A 24,477-nucleotide genomic window follows, 5' to 3' on the forward strand; every position below is an offset into this window, starting at 1 on the left:
TCTGCTCAACCATCGCCACCCTCGAGAACCGTTTCGGGGACGCTGCTTTGCAACAGGTTGTTAGGTGCGATCAGCTCGCCGGGTTTGTCGATGCTTTCGTGGCCGTGGTCACGCAAAACACGCAGGAATTCGAGGCGTTCGTAATCTGCCGCAAGACGGACGCGCAGGCGGCCATTTGGATCAGAGGCGACTTGGCCAATCAATAGGCCGGGAGGAAACACGCCGCCATCGCCAGAAGAGACCACACGGTCACCGGGGCGAATTTGATCAGCGTTTTCAAGGAAGTCGATATGCGGGGCCAGTGAGTTGTCACCAACAATCAGGGCCGTTTGGCCAGAAGGCTGAATCGTGGCCGGAATACGCGAGGAGCTATCGGTGAGCAGGATCACACGGCTGCTGGATTGCCCCACGCCAGACACACGACCAACGAGGCCGATGCCGTCCATTGTGGCCCAGCCGTCCACGATACCGTCACGTGCGCCGATGTTCAGAAGCACGGATTGACGGAACGGAGAGCCGCTGTCCGCTAGAACAACACCGGTGACAAAGGTCAGGCGTGGATCAAGGCGGACGTTGTTCAGGTCAAGCAAACGGGCGTTTTCTTGTTCAAGCTGAAGCGCGGCTTCTTTCCAGGCTTTCATCTGCTGGAGCTCGCGGCGAAGCTCTTTGTTTTGCTCAACAACCCGTTGATAACTTTGGTAATCTTGCAGAAGATTGATCGTGCCTGTGACCGGTGTCATGGCCCAATCGAACGACGGTACAAAGCGATCTGTGATCATCGCGCGAAAGCGTTCAACCCTTGGGCTGTCGATGCGCCAAAGTAGGAAGACGGCAAGCAAACAGGCGATCAGAATCCCGACCAAGAGCCGCCGCAGCGGGGCGACATAATCTTCGCCTTGGGCTCTGTCTCGGGCCATATATCCTCCGGTTCAGAACGTGCTTGCCTAAGAATAGGGCGGCCCAGTGTCCTGTGCCAAGCCCCAAAGCTGCGATTAGCTGTCGTAATCGATGGCGTGACGCAGTTGCTTTTCGTACTCAAGCGCCTTGCCGGTGCCAAGGGCCACGCAGTTCAAGCTTTCGTCAGCGATGGAGACGGCGAGGCCGGTTTGCTCGCGCAGGGCAAGATCAAGGTCGCCCAGCAATGCACCGCCACCGGTCAGCATAACGCCGCGATCAACGATGTCGGCCGCCAGATCGGGTGGGGTTGCTTCAAGGGCTGTCATCACAGCTTCGCAGATTTGCTGAACCGGTTCTGCCAAAGCTTCGGCGACCTGTGCTTGTGAAATCTCTGTCTCTTTCGGGACGCCGTTCAACAGGTCGCGGCCCCGGATCATCATGGATTGGCCACGGCCATCGTCGGGCATGCGGGCGGTGCCGATGGATGTTTTGATGCGTTCTGCGGTGGATTCACCGACCAGCAGGTTTTGCTGGCGACGCAGGTAGGAAATGATGGCTTCGTCCATGCGGTCACCACCAACGCGCACGGAACGGGCGTAAACGATGTCGCCAAGGGACAGAACCGCAACTTCGGTTGTACCACCGCCGATGTCGACAACCATGTTACCGGTAGGATCGGTGATAGGCATACCTGCACCGATGGCCGCAGCAATGGGTTCTGCAATCAGGCCGGCGCGACGGGCGCCCGCAGAGAGAACCGACTGACGGATCGCACGTTTTTCAACGGGGGTCGCGCCGTGTGGCACGCAGACGATGATCTTTGGCTTTGAGAAGGTGGAGCGTTTGTGCACTTTGCGGATGAAATGTTTGATCATTTCCTCGGCGGTGTCGAAATCAGCAATCACACCTTCGCGCATTGGGCGGATCGCCTCGATGCTGCCAGGGGTCCGGCCTAGCATCAATTTCGCGTCTTCGCCCACGGCGAGAACTTTTTTGACGCCATCTTTGATGTGGTAGGCCACAACGGAAGGTTCAGAGAGTACGACGCCTTTGCCTTTGACATAAACCAATGTGTTGGCTGTGCCCAAGTCGATGGCCATATCTGACGTGAAAAGACCGCCTAGATTTCCGAGCATGTAATCCCCAATTCCCCAAAAAACGATTCTAAATGGGCTAGCGACTCTGGGTGAGTGCGAGCGGTACTCTTATAGGCAGCGGGGCAGGCTTGGGGAAGTGTGAGAAACCGGAAATCAGCGTTAATCCGCCGGGATTTAGCATAATGCGATTAAAGCAGTCGCCTTGGGCCTGTGGATATGTCTGCTGACCCGCAGAATGGCGGCTGTTGCGGCACCTGATTCTACGATAGATGCAGGGCAAGCTGTAAAGGATAAGCCATAATGCTGAGCTACCAACATATCTATCACGCGGGCAATTTGGCGGATGTTCAGAAACATGCATTACTGTGTGCGATGCTGGATTACATGGGCCAAAAAACCAAGCCTTTGACCTATATCGAAACCCATGCGGGGCGCGGATTGTATGAGTTGGATGCGCCTGAAGCGATCAAAACAGGCGAGGCTGCGGCTGGAATTGGTGTGGCGGAACAATGGTTTGACGCGGATCACCCATTTCGGCGCGCTTTGAGCGCTGTGCGTGACGGGTTTGGCGAGACCTCTTATGGTGGCTCGCCTTTGTTGGCGGCGCAGCTGTTGCGCCCCGGTGACAAGATGCATCTGGCAGAGCTGCATCCGCAAGAGGGAGATGCGCTTGAGGATGCGATGGTGATGTTCGGTCCAAAGGTGCATCGGCGCGACGGTTTTGAGATGGCGCAGGCGGTTTGCCCGCCAGAGCCGCGACGGGGCTTGATGCTGATCGACCCGAGCTATGAAATTAAGACCGATTACACGCGTATTCCGGGCATTATTGGCCAGTTGAATCGCAAGTGGAATGTAGGAGTGATCGCGCTTTGGTATCCGATCCTAAAGGACGGCAGCCACGAGAATATGGTGTGGGAATTAGAGAGCATGGACTTGCCCAAAACCCTACGCCACGAAGTGGAATTTCCGCCTGCGCGCGAAGGGCACCGGATGGTCGGATCGGGTATGTTTATTGCGAACGCGCCCTATGGCCTGGCGGATGAGGCTAAGTCCCTTACAAAAGCCTTTGCTGGATTGCGAAAGTAACCCACGCGGATCGGGCATAGAGTTGAAATGGTGATGGGGGCTTTGCCCCCGGACGAAACTGCGTTTCATCCTCCCCCAGAGTATTTTTGAAAAGGTGAAGTCGGGCGTGTTTATGCGCTCAGGTGGTTGTGCGAATTTGCTTGCTTGCGCGGTGGATGTTTTCGTTTCAGAGTTGTGGAAATTTCATAACGATCATCTTGAGGTGTTTTATGCGTCTTTTAATTTCGACGATTTTAGCAACCGGTTTGGCAACTGGTTCGGGAATGGGCGCTTTTGCTCAAGAGGCGGCCGACGCTGTGGCGCCTGAGGCGGCGACCGCTGTCGGTTTTGCAGATATTTCAGCAGAGGTCACGGCGGCATTGGCGTCGAAAACAGCAGGCCAGCCGGTGGCAGCTGAAAATTGGATGGTTGCGGCGGCGAACCCTCATGCGGTGGCGGCGGGTGCTGAAGTGTTGCGTGCAGGTGGGACCGCCGCGGATGCGATGGTGGCCGTTCAGGCGGTACTGGGGTTGGTTGAGCCGCAGAGCTCTGGACTTGGCGGCGGTGCCTTTTTGGTTTGGCATGACGGGGCGACCGGGGAAGTGACCACATTGGATGGTCGCGAAACGGCGCCAATGGCTGTGACACCACGCTTGTTTCAAAACGCTGTTGGCGAGCCGCTGAAGTTCTTTGATGCGGTTGTTGGTGGGCGATCTGTTGGGGTTCCCGGCACGCCCGCGTTGATGGCGGCTGCTCATGAGAAATGGGGCAAAGCTGAATGGGCCGGTCTGTTTGAGGCGGGCATTGCCTTGTCTGATGGGTTTGAAGTCTCGGCGCGATTGGCGGGTTTGATTGAGCGGGATGCAGAGCGTCTGGGTCGATTTGGGCCGACGGCTGCGTATTTCTTACCGGGTGGCACGCCAATTGCCGAAGGAGAAGTGTTGACGAATAGCGCCTATGGGGCGGTGTTGAAACGTTTGGCCGATGAGGGTGTGAGCGCCTTTTATTCGGGCGCAATTGCTGAGGATATTGTTGCGACTGTGCAATCGGCTGCGGGCAACCCAGGCGTGATGGAGCTAGGTGATCTGGCAAGCTATGTCGTGAAAGAGCGGCCTGCGGTTTGTGCGGAGTTCCGTGATCATGAGGTCTGTGGCATGGGGCCGCCATCTTCTGGTGCGCTGACCGTTGGCCAGATTTTGGGCATGATGAATGCGAGCGAAGCTGGTGAAGCGGGTGATCCGGAGACTTGGCGCAAGATTGGCGATGCCTCGCGTTTGGCCTTTGCCGATCGCGGGCGGTATATGGCGGACAGTGATTATGTGCCGGTGCCCGTTAAGGGCTTGGTTGCGCAGGACTATCTTGGCCAACGTGCTGAGCTGTTAAACGGCGATATGGCCTTAGAGAGCGTGGCTCCGGGAGAGCCTGCATGGGATCATGCGGCGCTAAACTGGGCGGATGACGAGAGCATCGAGCTGCCATCTACCTCGCATATTTCGATTGTGGATCAATATGGCAATGCGCTTTCGATGACGACCACGATTGAAAACGGCTTTGGGTCGCGTTTGATGAGCAATGGGTTTTTGCTGAACAATGAGCTGACTGATTTCTCTTTCCGCTCGCATCGTGACGGCGTGCCAATTGCAAACCGGATTGAACCGGGCAAACGGCCTCGGTCCTCTATGGCGCCGACGATTGTGCTAAAGGATGGTGCGCCGGTTCTGGTGGTGGGCAGCCCGGGTGGCAGCCGGATCATTGGCTATGTGGCGCAGGCGATTATGGCGCATATTGATTGGGGCATGGACGTGCAGAAAGCAGTAGCGATGCCGCATGCCGTGAACCGCTTTGGCACCTATGACTTTGAAGAGGGCACCGCGATGGCTGAGATGGCGCCAGCAATGGAAGCGCTTGGGTTCAAGGTGAATGTACGTGGGTTGAATTCGGGCCTGCATGCGATTTCAATTGGGCCAGACGGCTTGCTGGGCGGGGCTGATCCGCGCCGTGAAGGTATTGCGCTGGGCGAGTAAAGCTTGGTGACCTGAAAAAATAAAGCGCCGGGTGGCTTGCCCGGCGCTTTTGTTTTGAAGGCGGAGTGGGGGCTTTGCCCCCTTGGCTTGCAGCCAATTCCCCCAGAGTATTTGTGGAAAGATGAAGGAGGGGGCGTGTGGCCCCCGCCAGTTTAGTTCATGTCTTTGTAGTTGATCTCTTTGGTGTCAGCACCTTCGCCCAGTTTTCCGCGGCGGACCAAGAGGCGGTTCAGCGCGTGGATATAGGCCTTGGCAGACGCAACAACTGTGTCGGTGTCCGCGGATTCACCGGTGGCGACGATGCCGTCTTCGGACAGGCGCACGGATACAGTCGCCTGCGCGTCGGTGCCTTCGGTGACAGCGTGCACTTGGTAGAGTTCCAAGCGGGCCGTGTTTGGGTGCAGCTGGCGGATCGCCTTAAAGGCCGCATCCACCGGACCATCGCCGTTTTCGATTGCGGTGGTTTCTGTACCGTCGATGTCCATGACCAGGGTGGCCTCTGCCGGACCACCAGTGCCGCAGGCCACGCGTAGGGTGACCAGTTTCAAACGATCGTTGGCGGCATCTGTATCGGTGCGCATGAGGGCGATGATGTCGTCGTCAAAGACTTCTTTTTTGCGATCAGCCAAGTCTTTAAAGCGCACGAACACGTCTTTAAGTTGGTTGTCGCCGACCTCATAACCCAATGTTTCCAGCTTATCGCGCAATGCGGCGCGGCCAGAGTGTTTGCCCAATGGTAAGGATGTGCCAGAAAGGCCCACATCTTCTGGACGCATGATTTCGAATGTTTCTTTGTTCTTCAACATGCCGTCTTGGTGAATGCCGCTTTCATGTGCAAAGGCGTTCTTGCCGACGATGGCTTTGTTGAACTGCACAGGGAAGCCGGACACGGTGCTAACGCGGCGCGAGATGGCCATCAGCTTGGTGGTGTCGATGCCTGTGGTCCATGGCATGATGTCGCCGCGGACTTTCATGGCCATGACGACCTCTTCGAGGGCAGTGTTGCCTGCGCGCTCGCCTAAGCCATTGATGGTGCATTCGATTTGACGCGCGCCGCCCGCAACAGCTGCCAAAGAGTTGGCCGTCGCCATGCCCAGATCGTTGTGGCAATGGGTGGCAAAGATGACCTCATCCGCACCTGGTACGGTTTCGATCAGGCGTCTGATCAAGTCAGCGGATTCCATTGGTGCGGTGTAGCCCACGGTATCTGGGATGTTGATTGTGGTGGCACCTGCTTTGATGGCGATTTCAATCACGCGGCAGAGGTAGTCCCATTCTGTGCGCGTTGCATCCATCGGGGACCACTGAACGTTTTCCACCAAGTTTCGAGCATGGCTGACCGTTTCGTGAATCTTGTCGGCCATTTCATCCATGGTGAGGTTTGGAATGGCGCGGTGCAACGGCGATGTGCCAATGAATGTGTGAATACGCGACAGGCCTGCGTGTTTCACGGCCTCTGCACAGCGATCAATATCAGCGATATTGGCGCGGGCTAAACCACAGATACGGCTGTTTTTGCTGCGTTTTGCAATTTCGGAAACAGCACGGAAGTCACCCTCGGAGGCGATGGGGAAGCCCGCCTCGATGATGTCGACGCCCATGTCGTCGAGCATTTCAGCGATTTCCAGCTTTTCGTCGTGGGTCATGGTTGCGCCGGGAGATTGTTCGCCGTCGCGCAAAGTGGTGTCAAAGATAACAACGCGGTCTTGTGTCATTGTTTCGGTCCTAATCAAATATGCGGTTTGGGAGAGGGAGCGCGGTCGCTGTCTCCGGAATTGGGTTCGCCTGTTGGTTCGATCAACAGTACTTTTACTTCGGCTTCGGCGCGGGGGCGGTGGACAACGCCTGCGGGGACAACCACCAGCTCGCCCGGGCCAAATGTGACGGGGTCGTGGGCTTCATAATCCATTGTCACCTGACCTTCCAGCACAAGGAAGAAGTCGTCTGTGGTGTCATGTTTGTGAAACGGGTATTCGCCTTTGAACTTTACGACCATGATGTCGTTGTTATTGTAATGCGCAACGACGTGCGGATCCCAATGGGACGAAAATTGGCTGAGCTTTTCAGCGAGGTTTATCTTTTTCATGAGGTTTTCCTAATCTCGGGTGCGTTTCATTCGGCGCATATTCAACTCCTCTGAGCACACGCGCCGATGTGGGCACGCTCAGAGGCGAGATAGGAGTAGGTCTAGGCCACGCGCAAAGGGCGCCGGAAGGCGCGCATCATTTGCGATATGTGTCTGACGTTTCATGGGGTGGACTATACATATCTGATTTCGGTTGAAAAGTAGAAAGTTGAATGAATTTTATGGGGGTGTTTGCGTTGCGATAGCCCGGCAGTTTTTTACGACTTCATGAAAGTGGGATGAATCATCCGTTGATCGCGTCAGGATAATCGCGCCTTGAATGCTTGCCACAATATGAGAGGCCAGAGTTTTTGCATCGGGTTCAGATTGCCCGAGTAATTGTAGGCAGGCCTGTAGTGACCGGACCCATTCGGAAAAATAGTTTTGGATTTCCGCGGCGAAGCGATCACGCGTTTCCTCGAGCGCAAATGCCCCGACCAAGCAAACGCGCTGCCCGGAGTTAAAGTAAGTGACGCATTGCGTGAACATGTGATCCAACGCGTCGCGGGGGTTTTCTCCTGACGTCAGGGGCGTGAACACATGTGTTTGAAACCAATCGTCGACATGTTTCAGGACCGCTTGCGCCATGTCCTCTTTGCCGCCGGGAAAGAAATGGTACAGGCTGCCTTTGCCTAGGCCGGTTGCCTTTGTAATCTGCGAAAGACTGGCGCCTTCATAGCCATGTTTGCGGAATACCTCGGCCAACTGGGGAATGACGTCTGCTTTTTCGGCAATAACTTTGGGCATTTAGCGTCCTGTGACAGGGTAGGGCAGTTTCGTGAACCGGTGATAGATCACTGCGACGACAATAAGAAGCGCAGCTCCTGACACAGTGGGAAACAGCAGGAAAAGCCAACTTGGATCACTGGCGAAAACGACAATTGGGTTGGCTCCAGCAGGTGGGTGGGTGACTCGTAACAAAGACATCGCGGTGATGGATGCCCCGACTGCAACAGCAACAGCCCACCATGTATCTGGCAACAGACTTGCAAAGATGAGCCCTACCAAGGCGGCGACAAAGTGGCCGCCAAGCACGTTTATCGGTTGTGACAATGGGGCGCCGGGGGCTGAGAATAAAAGCACACAGCTTGCACCAAAGGGGGCCATCAAAAGGGCAGCACCGATATTTTGAGTCATCCATGTAAGAAGCCCAATGGCAATCACTCCGCCAAGGCCTGCCAGTAGTGCTGTTGAATACTTGGGCTGAGGAAGGGGGCGGCGGAAGAACGTATTCATTTGGTGTACTCATCAGTAAAGTTTGTACTGTTTGGTACGGTATTGATTTCAACCACACAACTCACGTTGGGTCACGTACGGGTGAAAAGGGACAAATGAAAAACCGCGCACTGATGTACGCGGTTCGCTAAGCATTACAAAAATTGGCGGTGTTAGTTTTGTTGCACGGTGCCTTCGCCAGTTTGTTGCAACGCACCATTGTTCCAATTGCCGCTCGCTTCTTGGCCCGACGCGTATTTCATCGTGCCGTTGCCTTGGCGTTTGCCCGCCTTAAAGGTGCCTTCGTAGATGTCGCCATTGGCATATGTGGCCACGCCTTGGCCTTCGATCTCGCCCGCTTTCCACATGCCTGTGTAGGTGAAGCCATCTGGCATGGTGATCGTGCCGGTGCCTTCGCGCTGTCCGCCGATGAAACTGCCAGAGTAGGCGGTGCCATCGGGATAAGATGCTGTGCCTTGGCCGTGGCGTTGGCCGTCGGCCCATTCACCTTCGTAGCGGTAACCGTCGGAATAGGTCATGGTGCCCATTCCGTGGTTTTTCGCGTTTTGAAAGTCGCCTTCGTACACTAGGCCATTGGCATAGCTGGCTTTGCCTTTGCCTTGGATCACGCCATCCACCCAGTCGCCCTCGTAGACAGAACCATCTGGGTAGGTGATCATGCCTTGGCCATCTGCTAAGTCAGCGTTGAATTGACCAACGTAGATAGAGCCATCTGGGTAGGTGACTGTGCCGTCGCCTTGGATTTGTCCCGCGACCCATGCGCCTTCGTATTTGTAGCCGTCGGCCCCGATAAAGACACCTTGGCCTTCGCGGCGGTCGCCTTTGAAGTCACCTTCGTAAATGTCACCATTGGCATACATGACACGACCAACGCCTTCGCGTTGACCCGCCACAAGGGTGCCTTCGTAGACATCGCCATTGGGTTGGGTCAGTTTGCCGAGGCCGTCAATTTGGCCAACGCTCCACAGACCTTCGTAGACCAGACCATCAGGCATGGTCAGTGTGCCGGTGCCTTGGCGTTCGCCCGCCACGATCTGACCGTTGTATTGCGCACCATCGGGGTAGGTGATCTGACCTTGGCCTTCTTTCACGCCGTTCACCCAATCGCCGGCGTATACATAACCGCCTGGACTACGCATGGTGCCGGTGCCGTGGTGCATGGCGTTTACAAAGCCGCCTTCGTAAGTCACGCCATTGGCATAGACCGCAAGGCCCTGACCAGTGATTTTGCCATCAACCCATTCGCCTTCGTAAGTGCCGCCATCTGCAAATGTGATGATGCCGATGCCTTCGGGTTTGCCCTTGGCAAAGTCACCTTCGTAGAACGATCCGTTTGGAAAACGTGCTTGTCCTTTGCCGCGAATTTCGCCCTCGATCCAGTCACCAGTGTATTCATACCCATTCGGCAGTCGGTAGCTGCCGGTGCCGTGCTGCAGGCCATCTTTGAACGTGCCCTCGTAGACGCCACCGTCGTCATACTGCTTGGTCAGCACATCGGCATTCTGAGCCATGGCGGCCGGTACGCCCAATCCTACGCTCAGCGCAAAAAGAGTGGATGCAATTGAGAGGGCCTGTGTCGTTTTCATGTCTCTGCCACCGTATGGGTCTTTGAACTGGCGCCTCTGGGGCGTCTTGCCCAAAAACTAGTGCAGCAGAGCGCCTTGGGCAATGTCTTTTGCCGCTTTGTGCTTTTCCTTGCGCATGGTTCTGATAAATCTTGCGCAACTTAGTAGCATGACGACCCAGGAGCATCCCATGGCAGATCGATTCAGAGTGACTTTGGCACAGGCCAATCCAGTCATGGGTGACATCGCAGGCAACGCCGCAAAGGCCAAAGCCGCATGGGACGAAGGCAAGGCCGCCGGCGCGCAATTGGTGGCGCTGCCCGAGATGTTTATTCTGGGCTACAACCCACAGGATTTGGTGCAAAAACCAGCGGTTCAGGCGGCGGCGTTAAAACAGATCGAGGCTTTGGCTGTGGAATGCGCCGATGGCCCGGCGTTGGCGATTGGTGGGCCGTATGCAGAGGGTGATAAGCTGTATAACGCTTATTTCATCCTCAAAGGCGGCAAGATTGCCAGCAAACAGCTGAAGCATCATTTGCCAAACTATAACGTCTTTGACGAAGTGCGCGTGTTTGATAGCGGGCCTTTGGGCGGGCCCTATGCGGTTGGCAATACACGTATCGGCTCGCCGATTTGCGAGGATGCTTGGTACGAAGATGTTGCCGAAACATTGGAAGAAAGCGGCGCAGAGTTTCTTCTGGTGCCCAATGGTTCGCCTTATTACCGCGACAAATTTGATCGCCGCATGAGCCACATGGTGGCGCGGGTGGTCGAGACAGGCCTGCCGCTGATCTATTTGAACATGGTGGGCGGTCAGGATGATCAGGTCTTTGATGGCGGTTCGTTTGTATTGAATCCGGGCGGGCATCTGGCCGTGCAATTGCCGGTATTTGACGAGATGATCGCGCATGTTGATCTGGTCCGCGGCCCAGATGGTTGGGAATGTGAGCAGGGCGAGCGGGCGTTGCTGCCAGCGGGCGAAGAGCAAGATTACCGCGTTTGCGTCGAAGCGCTGCGTGACTATATGGCCAAGACCGGTTTCAAAAAGGTTCTGTTGGGCCTGTCTGGCGGTATCGATTCTGCCATTGTTGCGACTATCGCTGTGGATGCGCTGGGCGCGGAAAATGTGCGCTGTGTGATGTTGCCGTCTGAATATACGTCCCAAGGTTCGCTGGATGATGCCGAAGACATCGCGAAACGCCTTGGTGTGCATTACGACTATGTGCCGATCAAAGAGGGGCGTCAGGCGATCACCAATACGCTGGCCCCCTTGTTCGAAGGTCTGGATGAAGGTCTGACCGAAGAGAATATTCAATCCCGCCTGCGTGGGTTGTTGCTGATGGCGATGTCCAACAAGTTTGGCGAGATGCTACTGACCACCGGGAATAAGTCAGAAGTCGCTGTGGGCTACGCGACGATCTATGGCGATATGAATGGCGGCTATAACCCGATCAAAGACATGTACAAAACGCGCGTGTTTGAAACCTGCCGCTGGCGCAATGACAATCATCGCGATTGGATGGCTGGCCCGTCGGGCGAGGTTATTCCAGTGTCGATCATCGACAAGCCGCCCTCTGCCGAGCTGCGCCCGGATCAAAAAGACGAAGACAGCCTGCCGCCCTATGACGTGCTAGATGCGATCCTGTATATGTTGATGGACGAAGACAAATCCGTCGCGGAATGTGTCGAGGCCGGGTATGACCGTGCAACCGTGAAACGGGTCGAGCATCTGCTTTACATCAGCGAATACAAACGCTTCCAATCTGCCCCCGGTGCGCGCCTGTCTAAGAAAGCGTTCTGGATGGACCGCCGTTACCCAATTGCGAACCGGTATAGAGACGAAAGCTGATTTTGGCGCTAATCTAGCTTTGGGCATCCCGAAGTAGGAGGGCACTATGTCAAAGAACCAAAACAAAACGGTGGCTAACGCCATAGACCCAAAGGCGTTTGTCGACACAATAGAGCATCCAACCCGTAAGGCCGATGCCTTGGTATTGCTTGATCTATTTGCCCAAGAGACCGGATTTGCGCCAACCATGTGGGGCGGGTCCATCATTGGCTACGGGCGGTATCACTACAAATACGATTCCGGTCGCGAGGGCGATTTCTTGGCAACAGGGTTCAGTCCGCGCAAAAGCAACCTCTCGATCTACATCATGCCGGGGTATCAGGACTATGCAGAGATCATGGGGCGCTTGGGCAAGCATAAGCTGGGCAAAAGCTGTCTGTATGTGAACAAACTGGCCGACATTGATTTGGATGTATTGAGAGAGCTGATCAGAACAGGCGTTGCTGACTTGAATAAAATCTGGCCTGTGCAAGCTGATTGATGCCTTTAAGAGCAGGGGGTGCCTGTTTGCCCCTACCTATTTATTTTGTCCAATCCGCTACGACTGAATAGGTCGCACCAACTGGTTCTTGAACAAGGAAATCGCTGAACTGCGCCCATAACGCTTTGATTTTCTCTGTTGTTTCTGGGCTCGCTTCTGCGATCTCGGTTGTCGAAATGACATAGCCTTCACCGGTTTCATCATTCAATACGTTTAGGAAACGATGCTGGCCGGGAAGGGCCAAGATATTGTCCTTTAGGCCGTTCAATATGTTGGTCGCCGCCGCTTGGCTTCCGGGTTTCATTTTATATGGGGTCACTCTGGTATACATAATGTTGCTCCTCCACTGGCGCGATCTGCGCGGGTCCCATCGTTTGGGATGCCTAAATATAACATAATTATTTGGTGATTAGTGGATATTCTCCCGCACCAAAATCGAAGCGGCACCGGTGGCCTTTCTTTGGCAATTCTGGACAAAGTATCGCGCATATGAGACAGAGCGCATAACTCTGGAGACTCTGATGACAACCACTCGTTTTGCCCCATCGCCAACAGGCTATATCCACGTTGGCAACCTGCGTACGGCGCTGATGAACTTTTTGATCGCCAAGAAATCTGGCGGCACGTTTATTTTGCGGATTGATGACACTGATCCAGAGCGGTCTAAGCAGGAATATGTGGATGCCATCCAAGAAGATATGGAATGGTTGGGCCTGACATGGGATAAGATCGAGCGTCAATCTGAACGTCTGGATCGCTACGTCGCCGCAGCGGATAAGCTGCGCGAGATTGGCCGGTTTTACGAATGCTTTGAAACACCTGTTGAGCTGGATCTAAAGCGTAAAAAGCAGCTGAACATGGGCAAACCACCGGTCTATGACCGCGCGGCGTTGAACCTGTCTGATGAAGACAAGGCAGCCTTGCGTGCGGAACGCGGCGATGGTCACTGGCGCTTTAAGTTGGACCAAGAGCGCATCGGTTGGGTTGATGGCGTCTTGGGCGAGATTTCGATTGATGCGGCTTCTGTTTCTGATCCGGTATTGATCCGTGGCGATGGTCAGTTCTTGTATACTTTGGCTTCTGTTGTTGATGACACAGAAATGGGTGTGACCCATGTTGTGCGTGGCTCTGACCACGTAACAAACACGGCGACACAAATCCAAATGATCGAGGCGCTGGGCGGCACTGTGCCAACCTTTGCGCACCATTCGTTGTTGACCGGTCCACAGGGCGAAAGCCTGTCTAAACGTCTGGGCACGTTGGCCTTGCGCGATCTGCGCGAAGCGGGTGTTGAGCCTATGGCCTTGCTCAGCATGATGGCGCGTCTCGGTTCCAGCCAGCCGCTAGAATTGCGCAGCACGATTGACGAGATCGCTGAAGGTTTTGACGTGAGCCAGTTCGGCTCTGCGCCAACAAAATTTGACGTGAATGACCTGTATCCGCTGACCGGCCGTTTGCTGGGCGAGATGGATTTGGCTCCTGTTGCGGCGGATGTAGCTGCGGCCGGAGTACCTGACGCACAGGCGGCGGATTTCTGGAATGTCATCCGCTCTAACATCACAACACGCAAAGACATCGCACCTTGGTGGGAGTTGTTCCAAAACGGCGCGGACCCGGTGATTGATGACGAAGACAAAGAGTTCGTCGCGCAAGCGATGACGCTTTTGCCAGAGGGCCCGTTTGATGGCGACTCTTGGGGCGCTTGGACTAAGGCCGTGAAAGAGGCAACGGGTCGTAAAGGCCGTGGCTTGTTCATGCCGTTGCGCAAGGCTTTGACCGGTCAAGCCCATGGGCCTGATATGTCAGCTGTCTTGCCGCTGCTGAAAGTCATCAAAGCACGCGGATAAGGTTTTCTGCGAAAACCGATGCCTTCGGCGAAGGTATTTTGGTCAAGAACAAGAGGGGCCGTGCATCTATTGCGCGGTCCTTTTTTGTGAAGGCAGGTTTGTGCATTTTTGCAGATTGGAAATAGTGGTGGCCTGTGATCTGTTGAAAATCGGACAAAGGAGCATGCCATGGCAGATGCACAGGCAAAATTTCTAGAGGGCAATTTGCTGCGGCATGTCACGGTGATGTCGATGACGGCCTCGATCGGGTTGATGGCTGTCTTTATGGTCGATCTGGTTGATATGGTGTTCATTTCCATGTTGGGCAAAGAGGAATTGGCGGCGGCTGTTGGCTATGCTGGTGCAATCTTATTTTTCACCACATCCTTTGGTATCGGCGTGTCGATTGCAGCGGGGGCGCTGGTAGCGCAGGCATTAGGCCGGGGTGATGCGCAGATGGCTGGACGCCGCGCGGCAACGTCTTTGCTGTATGGCTTTGTTTTTGCGTCATTATTTTCCGCTGCGGTCTGGTTTAATCTTGGGTATTTGGCGGGGCTGATGGGGGCCACGGGCGAGACTTTGGAGCTTGCCGTTGGCTATTTGCAGATCATTATTCCCAGCCTGCCTATTCTTTTGCTTGGTATGGTGGGCGGCGCGATACTCCGCGCTCATGGTGACGCGCGCCGGTCCATGATGACGACGGTTGGCGGTGGGGTGGTTAACGCGATTTTAGACCCTATCCTTATTTTTGGCCTAGATTTGGATTTGACAGGAGCGGCGCTTGCTTCTGTCGCGGCGCGGATTACGATTGCTGGATTGGCGCTTTATCCCTTGATGAAGCATCACAAAGCCTTGGAACGCCCTACGCCAGAACAGTTTCGCGGGGATTTCATCGCTATCTTGGCCATCGCCGGACCTGCAATCTTGACGCAACTGGCGACCCCAATTGGCCAAGCCTATGTCACACGATCAATGGCCGCTTATGGCGAAAACGCCGTTGCAGGTATGGCCATTGTTGGTCGCCTGACGCCCGTTGCCTTTGGTGTGATCTTTGCACTGTCTGGGGCGGTTGGCCCGATTATCGGGCAGAACTTTGGGGCCGGTCAGCATGATCGCGTGCGGGGGGCGTTTCGTGATGGGCTGATCTTTACGGCAGTTTGGGTTGTCTTGGTGGCGATGATTTTGTTTGTGTTGCGGGGGCCAATCGTTGCTCTTTTCAATGCAGAGGGCGTGGCCATCACATTGGTCTATCTGTTCTGCGGGCCGCTTGCGTTGATGTTCTTTTTCAACGGAGTGCTCTTTGTGTCCAACGCGGCATTCAACAATCTAGGGCATCCGTTTTATTCGACCCTGATCAATTGGGGCCGTAATACTCTTGGGATCATTCCATTTGTTTGGATTGGGTCCGCCTGGTTTGGCGCGCCAGGGGTGTTGATTGGCCAAGCCCTTGGCGGTGTTATTTTTGCGATCATCGCCTATACGCTTGGTTTGCGTGTCATGGCGAAACAAAAATCGGTACCAGAAGCGCCTTTCGCCCGACAGGGACGGTTGCACGCGCTTTTACATTTGCGCCGCTAAGGCAAAATGCGACAGCCGAGTTGTTTGATCTGGTCATCCACAAAAACACGTTCCTGCATGCTTAAACATTGATGGCGTGGATAGATTGGATCTGCTCTGTCATCGCGAATTGGCGCGTCCCAGCCTGATGTTGTTGCAAAGAAATCAAGCGCGCCTGTTTCGCCGAATTCTTGCAAATATCCTTGGATGACAACATCAAGATAGCTCAAATAGATGGGGCGAGGCGTGGGTGCAGGCGGGTATTTATCCATCGGCACCGTATAGGTCGCCAAGACGCTTTCCGCTGCTGCGGAGTGTTGCGCTGCCTCTGTCACCAAAACCCGATCATAGGCGTGTTCGCGGGCATCAAGCGCTTGCCAATCGTTGTTCGGGACATGGGCTATCAAGCCGTCGATTTCGCTACCCGCATATGGCTCGGCAGTCAGAATAGGGCGCGGTGCAAATGTGGTTTGCCGCCAAACGCGCCGCCAACCCATTAATCGGGCAGGGCGCGCATCTGGGTAGTTATGCGTATTGCGATTGACGAGGCTGCCATAGCCAAAGAAATAAGGTGTGCTCATACACTCTGAACTTCGTCGCAACATCGGCGAGCGTCAAGCAATTGGCTTGGATAAGCGCGCTTTTCCTATGAAATTATGAGCGACATCATCGGATTAGATGAAAATGATTATTTTCGATGTGTGTGGTCGGAAACGGGCTTGTTATTGTCGTGTTTGCGGATTAGTTTCCGATAAGAAACACAGGTAACTCGGGAGAATCGGGTTTCCGATGCCGAAGGAGCAACCGCCCCGGAAACTCTCAGGCTTCAGGACCGCGTTATCAATTTCTACTCTGGAGAGAGGCGTATTTGCGCCCGCCGAAGGGATAACGATCTCAGGCGAAAGGACAGAGGGGGCATCGCGCGCATGGGGTCATGCGTCAGAGTGATGCCGGATGCCTGACGTTGTTGGCGCTCCGGAAATTTGGAGCGAAAGAGATGGGCGACACAAGCGAACTGTTACACACGCCGCTGTTTGATTTGCACGCTGAACTGGGCGGCAAGATGGTGCCATTTGCGGGCTATGCCATGCCTGTGCAGTATCCGCTTGGTGTGATGAAGGAACATATCCACTGTCGCACGCAGGCCGGTCTGTTTGACGTCAGCCACATGGGCCAAGTCATTTTGCGCGGTGAAAGCTACGACGCCATCGCGCAGGCCTTTGAAACGCTGGTTCCGATGGATGTTCTAGGGCTTGATCAAGACAAACAGCGCTATGGTTTCTTCACAAATGAAGACGGCGGGATCGAAGATGATCTAATGTTCGCAAACCGCGGAGATCACTTGTTTGTTGTGGTGAATGCTGCCTGCAAAGACGCTGATATTGCCCGCATGAAAGAAGCGCTAGAACCTGACGTGACCGTAGAGGTCATTGAGGATCGCGCATTGATTGCTCTGCAAGGACCATCTGCTGGTACAGCTTTGGCGCGCCTGAATGCATCCGTGGACGCAATGGTGTTTATGGATGTGGCAACGGTTGAATTAGCGGGCGCTGAATGCTGGGTCTCGCGGTCGGGGTACACCGGCGAAGATGGGTTCGAAATCTCTGTGCCTAATGGGCATGCAGAGGCGCTTTGCCGGGCGTTGCTAGAGATGGAAGAGGTCGAACCCATCGGCCTGGGTGCACGCGACAGTTTGCGCCTAGAGGCCGGGCTTTGCCTATACGGCAATGACATCACCACAGATACCAACCCGATTGAGGCCAGCCTAATCTGGGCGATCCAAAAGGTGCGCCGTGCAGGTGGGAACCGTGAAGGCGGCTTTCCGGGCGCGTCGCATATCTTTGGTGCGATGGCCGAGGGCGTGGCACGCAAACGTGTTGGCCTCGTACCAGAAGGCCGCGCACCGATGCGGGCGGGCACACCGATATTCGCCAGCGCCGAAGGCGGAGAGCCGGTTGGCGAAGTCACCTCTGGCGGCTTTGGCCCAACGTTCAATGGCCCCGTTGCCATGGGCTATGTGGGCACCAGTTACGCCACCATCGACACAACTCTATTTGGCGAAGTCCGCGGCAAACGCATGCCTTTAAAGGTTGCGAAAATGCCTTTGGTTCCAGCCAACTTCAAACGCTAATCCAGCATTAAATACAGGAGATACCTCATGAAATTCACTGAAGAACACGAATGGCTACGCGAAGAAGGCGATGTGATTGTTGTGGGCATTACCGCACACGCCGCTGAACAGCTGGGCGACATCGTTTTTGTCGAATTGCCAGAGGTCGGCACCGAAGTCACCAAAGACGACGAAGTTTGTGTGATCGAATCCGTAAAAGCGGCGTCCGACATCCTTGCGCCGCTTGATGGTGAAATCACCGAAGTGAACGAAGCGCTGGTCGATGAACCGGGCAAAATCAACGAAGACGCCATTGGCGACGCGTGGTTCTTCAAAGTCAAAGCCGCCGACAAAAGCCAGATGGACGACTACATGGATGAAGCCGCGTATAACGCTTTCATCGGATAACACTTTTTAGGGTCGCTGACCCATTGCTGGATGGACTGGGGTGCGCAGGTTTGCGTACCCACAGAAGGGGAATGTCTCATGCCTTTCACACCGACGGATTATCTGCCGTATGATTTTGCCAACCGCCGCCACATCGGGCCGTCTCCTGAAGAGATGGATAAGATGTTGGATGTTGTAGGGGCAAAAGACCTCGATACTCTCATCGACGACACCTTGCCAAAGTCGATCCGGCAGGAAGAGCCGCTTGATTTCGGTCGTCCGTTTTCAGAGCGTGAGCTGCTGCACCGCATGCGCGAAATCGCCAAGAAAAACGTGTTGATGACCAGCCTGATCGGGCAGGGGTATCATGGCACTGTGACACCTCCGGCCATTCAGCGAAATATCTTGGAAAACCCTGCGTGGTACACGGCCTACACACCGTATCAGCCGGAAATCTCTCAGGGTCGCCTTGAGGCCTTGCTGAACTTCCAAACCATGGTCAGCGATCTGACAGGTCTCGAAGTGGCGAACGCATCGCTTTTGGATGAATCCACAGCCTGTGCCGAAGCCATGACCATGGCGCAGCGCGTTGCAAAATCCAAAGCAAAGGCCTTTTTCGTGGACCGCGATTGCCATCCACAGAACATCGCTGTGATCCAAACGCGCGCGGCACCTTTGGGTATCGAAGTGATCGTGGGCAACCCGGATAAACTAGAAGCCGACAAAGTCTTTGGTGCGTTGTTCCAATACCCTGGCACATATGGGCACGTCCGAGACTTTACGCCAGAAATCGAAAAGCTGCATGAAAACAAAGCGATTGCCGTTGTCGCAGCTGACCCACTTTCGCTGACCTTGCTCAAAGAACCTGGCGCAATGGGCGCGGATATTGCCGTTGGCTCAACCCAACGGTTTGGTGTTCCGCTCGGCTATGGCGGACCACACGCGGCCTATATGGCCACCAAAGACGCCTACAAACGCGCGATGCCGGGCCGTTTGGTCGGGGTGTCGGTGGATGCGCATGGCAACCGTGCCTATCGTTTGTCCCTGCAAACCCGCGAACAGCACATTCGCCGTGAAAAAGCGACCTCGAACGTATGTACCGCCCAGGCGCTGCTTGCTGTCATGGCGTCGATGTATGCTGTCTTTCACGGGCCAAAGGGCCTGCAGGCGATTGCCCAACGCATTCACCGTAAAACTGTTCGCTTGGCCAATGGCCTTGAGGATGCCGGCTTTAAAGTCGATCCAAAGGCGTTCTTTGACACGATCACAGTTGATGTTGGCCCGCTGCAAGCGGCTGTCATGAAATCCGCGTGTGACGAAGGTATCAACCTGCGCAAAGTTGGCGAAACACGTGTTGGGATCACGATAGATGAAACAACACGCCCTGAAACCATCGAGGGTGTCTGGCGCGCCTTTGGGATTGTTAAGGCTGACAATAAATTTGATCCGGAATACCGTGTTCCAGAGAATATGCATCGCCAGTCTGACTACCTGACGCATCCGATTTTCCACATGAACCGCGCTGAAACGGAAATGATGCGCTATATGCGTCGTCTTGCAGACCGTGACTTGGCGCTGGACCGTGCGATGATCCCGCTTGGCTCTTGCACCATGAAGCTGAACGCAGCTGCTGAAATGATGCCAATCAGCTGGCCCGAGTTTGCGGATATGCACCCCTTTGTGCCAGTCGATCAGGCCCAAGGTTATGCTGAAATGGTCACCGATTTGTCTGACAAACTCTGTGACATCACCGGCTATGACGCGATTTCAATGCAGCCAAACTCTGGCGCGCAGGGCGAATATGCCGGCCTGTTAACGATTTCCGCCTATCATCGTGCTAATAATGAAGACCACCGCAACATCTGCCTGATTCCAATGTCCGCTCACGGAACAAATCCGGCCTCAGCGCAGATGGTTGGGTGGAAAGTCGTCCCGGTCAAAACCGCCGACAACGGTGACATTGATCTGGACGACTTCAAAGCCAAAGCCGAAAAACACGCGGATGCCTTGGCGGGGTGCATGATCACTTACCCATCCACACACGGCGTGTTCGAAGAAACCGTGCACGAAGTCTGCGAAATCACGCATCAGTTCGGCGGTCAGGTTTACATCGACGGTGCAAATATGAACGCCATGGTGGGCCTGTCCCGTCCGGGGGATTTGGGCGGCGATGTGAGCCACCTGAACCTGCACAAAACCTTTGCCATCCCGCACGGAGGCGGCGGCCCCGGCATGGGACCAATTGGTGTCAAAGAGCATCTGGTGCCACATCTACCGGGCCATCCGGAAACCGGTGGCGATGAGGGGCCAGTCTCGGCAGCGCCTCTTGGGTCTGCATCCATCCTTGCGATCAGCTGGGCCTATTGCCTGATGATGGGCGGCGACGGTCTAACCCAAGCCACCCGCGTTGCGATCCTGAATGCGAACTACATCGCAAAACGCCTCGAGGGTGCCTTTGACGTTCTGTACAAGGGACCAACTGGCCGCGTGGCACATGAATGCATTATCGACACACGCCCCTTTGCCGAAAGTGCAGATGTGTCTGTGGATGATATTGCGAAACGCCTGATCGACAATGGTTTCCATGCTCCAACCATGAGCTGGCCCGTGGCTGGCACATTGATGGTTGAACCAACAGAGTCAGAAACCAAAGCGGAACTAGACCGGTTCTGCGATGCCATGCTGTCTATTCGGGACGAAATCAAAGCCATCGAAACCGGCGAGAGCGACGCGGCAAACAACCCACTGAAGCACGCGCCACATACGATGGAAGACCTCGTGCGCGATTGGGATCGCCCCTATTCTCGCGAACAAGGCTGCTTCCCACCGGGTGCGTTCCGTGTTGATAAGTACTGGCCGCCAGTTAACCGTGTCGACAATGCTTACGGCGATCGGCATCTGATCTGTACCTGCCCGCCGATGGACGATTACGCCGAAGCGGCTGAGTAAATCATGATACAGGTGGCCCCCTAACGGGGGCCGCTTTTTTTGTGGACCCCTACGGGGCCGTGCCTCCGGCGGAGGTATTTGGATCAAGAACAAGCATTAATCCACGGTCCGCAATGTTGGCGCTGGTTTTGCGCGCAAGGGGCCAGCCGCAAAAGCAAGCCCAGCGAGCAGGGTGGCAACAACGCCACCAATCACAATTGCCAAAGCGTTGTTCCAAATGACCGCAAAGTCAGTTTCTAGGACAAAATGGCTGACAGCCCATCCACCCAGAATGCCCGCCCCAATCGCCACCAGTCCGGCCGCTGCACCCAATAGGGCACTGCGCAAAGTGAAACTCAGCAAGATGCGCCGCCGTGTCGCGCCCAAGGTTTTTAGGATCGCAGCCTCATAGGTGCGGTTATGCTGACCTGCCGCCGCGGCACCGATCAACACCAGGAACCCAGTGAGCAATGTCGCCCCCGCACCATAGGCTGTGGCGGCGGCAATTGAGCCGAGAACTTCGGTCACGCGATCAATGGCATCACGCACACGGATCGCGGTGATATTGGGATATGTGTTGGACAGATCGCGTAGGATTTGCGCCTCGGATGCTTCTTCGGCGTAGACTGTTGCGATGAAACTATGTGGCGCGCCTGCAAGGGCGGCCTCGTTCATCACCAATACAAACCCCATCCCTGCCGATGAAAAATCGACCTCTCGAAAGCTGGTCACTGTGCCAACAATATCGCGGCCAAGGATGTTCACCGTCATTGAATCGCCAAGCTTGAGGCCGATCTCGGCGGCTTCTTCAGCGGCAAAACTGATTTGTGGTTCGCCAGCATAATCCGGCCCCCACCAAGCGCCGTCTGTCAGGGTGCTGGTTTCGGGCAGGGCACCGGCGTAGCTTACGCCACGGTCACCCCGAATAACCCAATGGTCGCCTGCGGTTTCCGCCGCGGGTTTACCGTTAATTTGGGTAATGATCCCGCGCAGCATTGGCGCATTTTCAACCCTGTTGACCGCCGGATCATTTTCCACGCGATCCAAAAAACCCGGCATTTGATCGCGTTGAATATCCACAAAGAAGTAGCTTGGCGCGACGTCCGGAAGGTCAGTCGCAATGGCATTGCGCATATTACCATCAATCTGACCAACTGCTGCCAGAACCGAAAGCCCCAGCCCCAATGACAACACCACCGAAGCAGCGCCTTCACGTGGACTGGAAATTGCAGCCAACGCCCACCGCAGGGCAGGGCGGCGGCGCGCGCGCGGCGCTGTGAATTGCGAGATTTTGCGGATTAGAACTGAAGCAATTGCCAGCAAAGCCAAAGCGCCAGCGATCCCACCCGTCGTCCAAAGGGTCAGTCGGGGTGAGCCAGAAAAATAGCTGGCCGCACCGACAAGCATCGCAAGCAACACGGCGGTCGCCAGCAAATACCGCCAGGCAGGCAGGCCTCTGGCCGCATGCATCGCCTCGCGGAAGAGGGCAGCAGCACGGACATCTTCGGTGCGCGCGAGCGGCCAAAGCGTAAAGATCAAGGCGGTCAACAACCCGTAAACCGCAGCCTCTAGCAAGGGTTTTGCATGCAGCGAAATCTCTGCTGGAATAGGCAGCGCTGCCTGCAGGATCGGGCCAAAGGCAACTGGCGCAATGCCACCCAATATCAAGCCAATTGCGATGCCCAGCAGGCTAAGCACGCCAATTTGAATGAAATAGGTCATAAAGATAGTCGCGCGATCCGCACCTAGCGAGCGCAAGGTGGCGATCACATGGGTCTTGCCCGCTAGGTAGGCCCGGATCGCCGCCGAAACGCCAACGCCGCCAACGGCCAAACCGGCCAAGCCAACCAAGATCAGGAATGATCCAAGCCGTTCTACAAACCGCGACACCCCCGGCGCGCCATTGCGGCTATCGCGCCAACGCAGGCCGGTGTCTTTGAACGCATCCAGCGCCTCAGTTTTGGCCGCATCCAACGAAACACCGTCGTTCAAGATCAGCCGATATTGCGTTTCAAATAATGTGCCCGGCGCTAATAGACCTGAATTCGCAAGATCTGCCGTCGCCACCAGCGTACGGGGCCCAAGGCCAAAACCACCGCCCGCATTGTCAGGCTCTGTTATCAAACGTGCCGCAAGGTGAAATTCTTGCTGACCTAGCTTAAAGGTCTCGCCAATTTGTAACGCTAACCGATCCGCCAATAGCGGATGCATCACTGCTCCGGGCAGGCCATCTTTGGCAGCAAAAGCTTCGGCCAAGGAAATGGCAGGCTCAAGCTCAACCGCGCCAATCAAGGGATAGGCATCATCAACCGATTTGATTTGCGTCAGGCCGCGTTCATCCACGCCGTCTCGTGTCACCACGGCCATGGACCGGAAATCAACGATTTCAGAGGATTGCGAGGCGTTCTCCGCCATCCATGCACGTTCATCATCGGTCGCATAACGGTAGGTGAACCGCAGGGCGGCGTCGCCCCCCAATAGGGCCGCACCTTGTGATTCAATGCCTGCTTCGATGCTGGATCGAACAGAGCCAATCCCGGCAATCGCCGCCACGCCAAGCGCCAGACAGGCCAAGAAGATCCGAAACCCCTTTAGGCCGCCACGCAGCTCGCGACGGGCAAATTTTGCAGCCGTCCGAATGCTCATTCCGCAGCCTCGCGCATATCGTCAATGCGCCCATCCCGTAGGCGCACCACACGGTCACACCGACCGGCAAGTTCGTTGGAATGTGTCACCAAAACCAAGGTCGCCCCATGGCGGTCCCGCAATCCAAACAGCAAATCCATGATGGCGGTGCCATTGGCGCCATCCAAATTTCCCGTTGGCTCATCGGCAAGCAATATCTTTGGTCGAGGGGCAGAGGCACGGGCCAAGGCCACACGCTGTTGTTCGCCACCAGACATTTGCGCCGGATAGTGATCTGCACGATGTTCTAGACCAACGGCTTGTAATTCTTCCATGGCACGGTCAAATGCATCACGATTGCCAGCCAACTCCAACGGTGTTGCGACATTCTCTAAGGCGGTCATCGTTGGAATAAGGTGAAAGCTTTGAAATACCACGCCCATATGATCGCGCCGAAACCGGGCCAGCGCGTCTTCGTTCATGGTGGTCAACTCTTGGCCCAGGGCTTTGATCGACCCACCGCTGGCCTGTTCTAATCCACCCATCAGCATTAATAGCGACGATTTGCCCGAGCCAGACGGCCCAACAAGACCCAAAGTTTCGCCTTTTGGGACATCTAATGTGATCCCATGCAAGATTTCTACCAATCCGGCGTTGCCTTCTAGCGCTAAACGCACATCTTTAAGAGAGAGAAGAATGTCCATG

Annotated in this window: 20 protein-coding genes and 1 riboswitch; of the genes, 9 read left to right on the forward strand and 11 right to left on the reverse strand. The window is 55.4% G+C overall.

Annotated features, from left to right (window positions below):
* Positions 1-5 precede the first annotated feature (5 nt).
* Together mreC and Q4544_RS04540 are read right to left on the reverse strand one after the other, a co-directional pair.
* Positions 6-917, reverse strand: a complete 912-nt coding sequence (gene mreC, locus Q4544_RS04535; RefSeq protein WP_303504296.1) for a rod shape-determining protein MreC — start codon at positions 915-917, stop codon at positions 6-8.
* Between the two features lie 75 nt (positions 918-992).
* Positions 993-2,033 (reverse strand): rod shape-determining protein, encoded by a 1,041-nt coding sequence (locus tag Q4544_RS04540; RefSeq protein WP_303504297.1) that lies wholly within the window; start codon positions 2,031-2,033, stop codon positions 993-995.
* 261 nt (positions 2,034-2,294) lie between these two features.
* Here Q4544_RS04540 and Q4544_RS04545 point away from each other — a divergent pair, with 261 nt between their 5' ends.
* On the forward strand, positions 2,295-3,080 hold the full coding sequence (locus tag Q4544_RS04545; RefSeq protein WP_303504298.1) for a 23S rRNA (adenine(2030)-N(6))-methyltransferase RlmJ: 786 nt from the start codon (positions 2,295-2,297) through the stop codon (positions 3,078-3,080).
* Positions 3,081-3,289: 209 nt separating this feature from the next.
* On the forward strand, positions 3,290-5,083 hold the full coding sequence (gene ggt / locus Q4544_RS04550) for a gamma-glutamyltransferase (protein ID WP_303504299.1): 1,794 nt from the start codon (positions 3,290-3,292) through the stop codon (positions 5,081-5,083).
* 152 nt (positions 5,084-5,235) lie between these two features.
* Here the strand turns inward: ggt and Q4544_RS04555 are convergent, their stop codons facing one another.
* From Q4544_RS04555 to Q4544_RS04575, 5 genes are all read right to left on the reverse strand, one after another.
* Positions 5,236-6,798, reverse strand: a complete 1,563-nt coding sequence (locus tag Q4544_RS04555; protein WP_303504300.1) for a 2-isopropylmalate synthase — start codon at positions 6,796-6,798, stop codon at positions 5,236-5,238.
* 14 nt (positions 6,799-6,812) lie between these two features.
* Entirely contained in the window at positions 6,813-7,169 is a 357-nt protein-coding gene (locus Q4544_RS04560) for a cupin domain-containing protein (protein WP_303504301.1), read from the reverse strand.
* A gap of 219 nt (positions 7,170-7,388) precedes the next feature.
* Positions 7,389-7,955: a TetR/AcrR family transcriptional regulator gene (locus Q4544_RS04565; protein ID WP_303504302.1), complete on the reverse strand. Its 567-nt coding sequence runs from the start codon at positions 7,953-7,955 to the stop codon at positions 7,389-7,391.
* On the reverse strand, positions 7,956-8,444 hold the full coding sequence (locus Q4544_RS04570; protein WP_303504303.1) for an HPP family protein: 489 nt from the start codon (positions 8,442-8,444) through the stop codon (positions 7,956-7,958). It lies immediately after the preceding gene.
* 152 nt (positions 8,445-8,596) lie between these two features.
* Positions 8,597-9,955: an MORN repeat-containing protein gene (locus Q4544_RS04575; protein ID WP_303504443.1), complete on the reverse strand. Its 1,359-nt coding sequence runs from the start codon at positions 9,953-9,955 to the stop codon at positions 8,597-8,599.
* 244 nt (positions 9,956-10,199) lie between these two features.
* Between Q4544_RS04575 and Q4544_RS04580 the strand changes: the two genes are divergently transcribed.
* Together Q4544_RS04580 and Q4544_RS04585 are read left to right on the forward strand one after the other, a co-directional pair.
* Positions 10,200-11,858 carry an NAD+ synthase gene (locus Q4544_RS04580; protein ID WP_303504304.1) on the forward strand — a complete coding sequence of 553 codons (1,659 nt, stop codon included), beginning with the start codon at positions 10,200-10,202 and terminating at the stop codon, positions 11,856-11,858.
* 46 nt (positions 11,859-11,904) lie between these two features.
* Positions 11,905-12,339: a DUF1801 domain-containing protein gene (locus Q4544_RS04585; protein ID WP_303504305.1), complete on the forward strand. Its 435-nt coding sequence runs from the start codon at positions 11,905-11,907 to the stop codon at positions 12,337-12,339.
* Positions 12,340-12,379: 40 nt separating this feature from the next.
* On the opposite strand, the gene Q4544_RS04590 is transcribed toward Q4544_RS04585, so the two are convergent.
* Positions 12,380-12,670, reverse strand: coding sequence for a hypothetical protein (locus Q4544_RS04590; protein WP_303504306.1), 291 nt, complete (start codon positions 12,668-12,670; stop codon positions 12,380-12,382).
* A gap of 190 nt (positions 12,671-12,860) precedes the next feature.
* On the opposite strand from Q4544_RS04590, the gene gltX reads away from it, so the two are divergent.
* Together gltX and Q4544_RS04600 are read left to right on the forward strand one after the other, a co-directional pair.
* Entirely contained in the window at positions 12,861-14,186 is a 1,326-nt protein-coding gene (gltX, locus tag Q4544_RS04595; protein WP_303504307.1) for a glutamate--tRNA ligase, read from the forward strand.
* A 168-nt stretch (positions 14,187-14,354) separates the two neighbouring features.
* The gene (locus Q4544_RS04600; RefSeq protein ID WP_303504308.1) at positions 14,355-15,743 is read left to right on the forward strand and encodes an MATE family efflux transporter; all 1,389 of its coding nucleotides are present in this window, start codon (positions 14,355-14,357) and stop codon (positions 15,741-15,743) included.
* On the opposite strand, the gene Q4544_RS04605 is transcribed toward Q4544_RS04600, so the two are convergent.
* On the reverse strand, positions 15,740-16,303 hold the full coding sequence (locus tag Q4544_RS04605) for a gamma-glutamylcyclotransferase family protein (protein WP_303504309.1): 564 nt from the start codon (positions 16,301-16,303) through the stop codon (positions 15,740-15,742). The genes Q4544_RS04600 and Q4544_RS04605 overlap by 4 nt on opposite strands.
* Before the next feature lie 179 nt (positions 16,304-16,482).
* Positions 16,483-16,567: riboswitch (glycine riboswitch) on the forward strand.
* A 152-nt stretch (positions 16,568-16,719) separates the two neighbouring features.
* On the opposite strand from Q4544_RS04605, the gene gcvT reads away from it, so the two are divergent.
* From gcvT to gcvP, 3 genes are all read left to right on the forward strand, one after another.
* Positions 16,720-17,853, forward strand: a complete 1,134-nt coding sequence (gcvT, locus tag Q4544_RS04610) for a glycine cleavage system aminomethyltransferase GcvT (RefSeq protein WP_303504310.1) — start codon at positions 16,720-16,722, stop codon at positions 17,851-17,853.
* Between the two features lie 27 nt (positions 17,854-17,880).
* Positions 17,881-18,240 carry a glycine cleavage system protein GcvH gene (gene gcvH, locus Q4544_RS04615; RefSeq protein WP_303504311.1) on the forward strand — a complete coding sequence of 120 codons (360 nt, stop codon included), beginning with the start codon at positions 17,881-17,883 and terminating at the stop codon, positions 18,238-18,240.
* A gap of 78 nt (positions 18,241-18,318) precedes the next feature.
* Entirely contained in the window at positions 18,319-21,168 is a 2,850-nt protein-coding gene (gene gcvP, locus Q4544_RS04620) for an aminomethyl-transferring glycine dehydrogenase (RefSeq protein ID WP_303504312.1), read from the forward strand.
* Positions 21,169-21,264: 96 nt separating this feature from the next.
* Here gcvP and Q4544_RS04625 read toward each other — a convergent pair whose 3' ends face one another.
* Together Q4544_RS04625 and Q4544_RS04630 are read right to left on the reverse strand one after the other, a co-directional pair.
* On the reverse strand, positions 21,265-23,793 hold the full coding sequence (locus Q4544_RS04625; RefSeq protein ID WP_303504313.1) for an ABC transporter permease: 2,529 nt from the start codon (positions 23,791-23,793) through the stop codon (positions 21,265-21,267).
* Positions 23,790-24,476, reverse strand: a complete 687-nt coding sequence (locus tag Q4544_RS04630; protein ID WP_303504314.1) for an ABC transporter ATP-binding protein — start codon at positions 24,474-24,476, stop codon at positions 23,790-23,792. The genes Q4544_RS04625 and Q4544_RS04630 overlap by 4 nt, the downstream gene beginning before the upstream one ends.
* Between the last annotated feature and the right edge of the window lies 1 nt (position 24,477).

It is taken from the genome of Cognatishimia sp. 1_MG-2023 (assembly GCF_030548175.1).
Lineage (GTDB): Bacteria > Pseudomonadota > Alphaproteobacteria > Rhodobacterales > Rhodobacteraceae > Cognatishimia.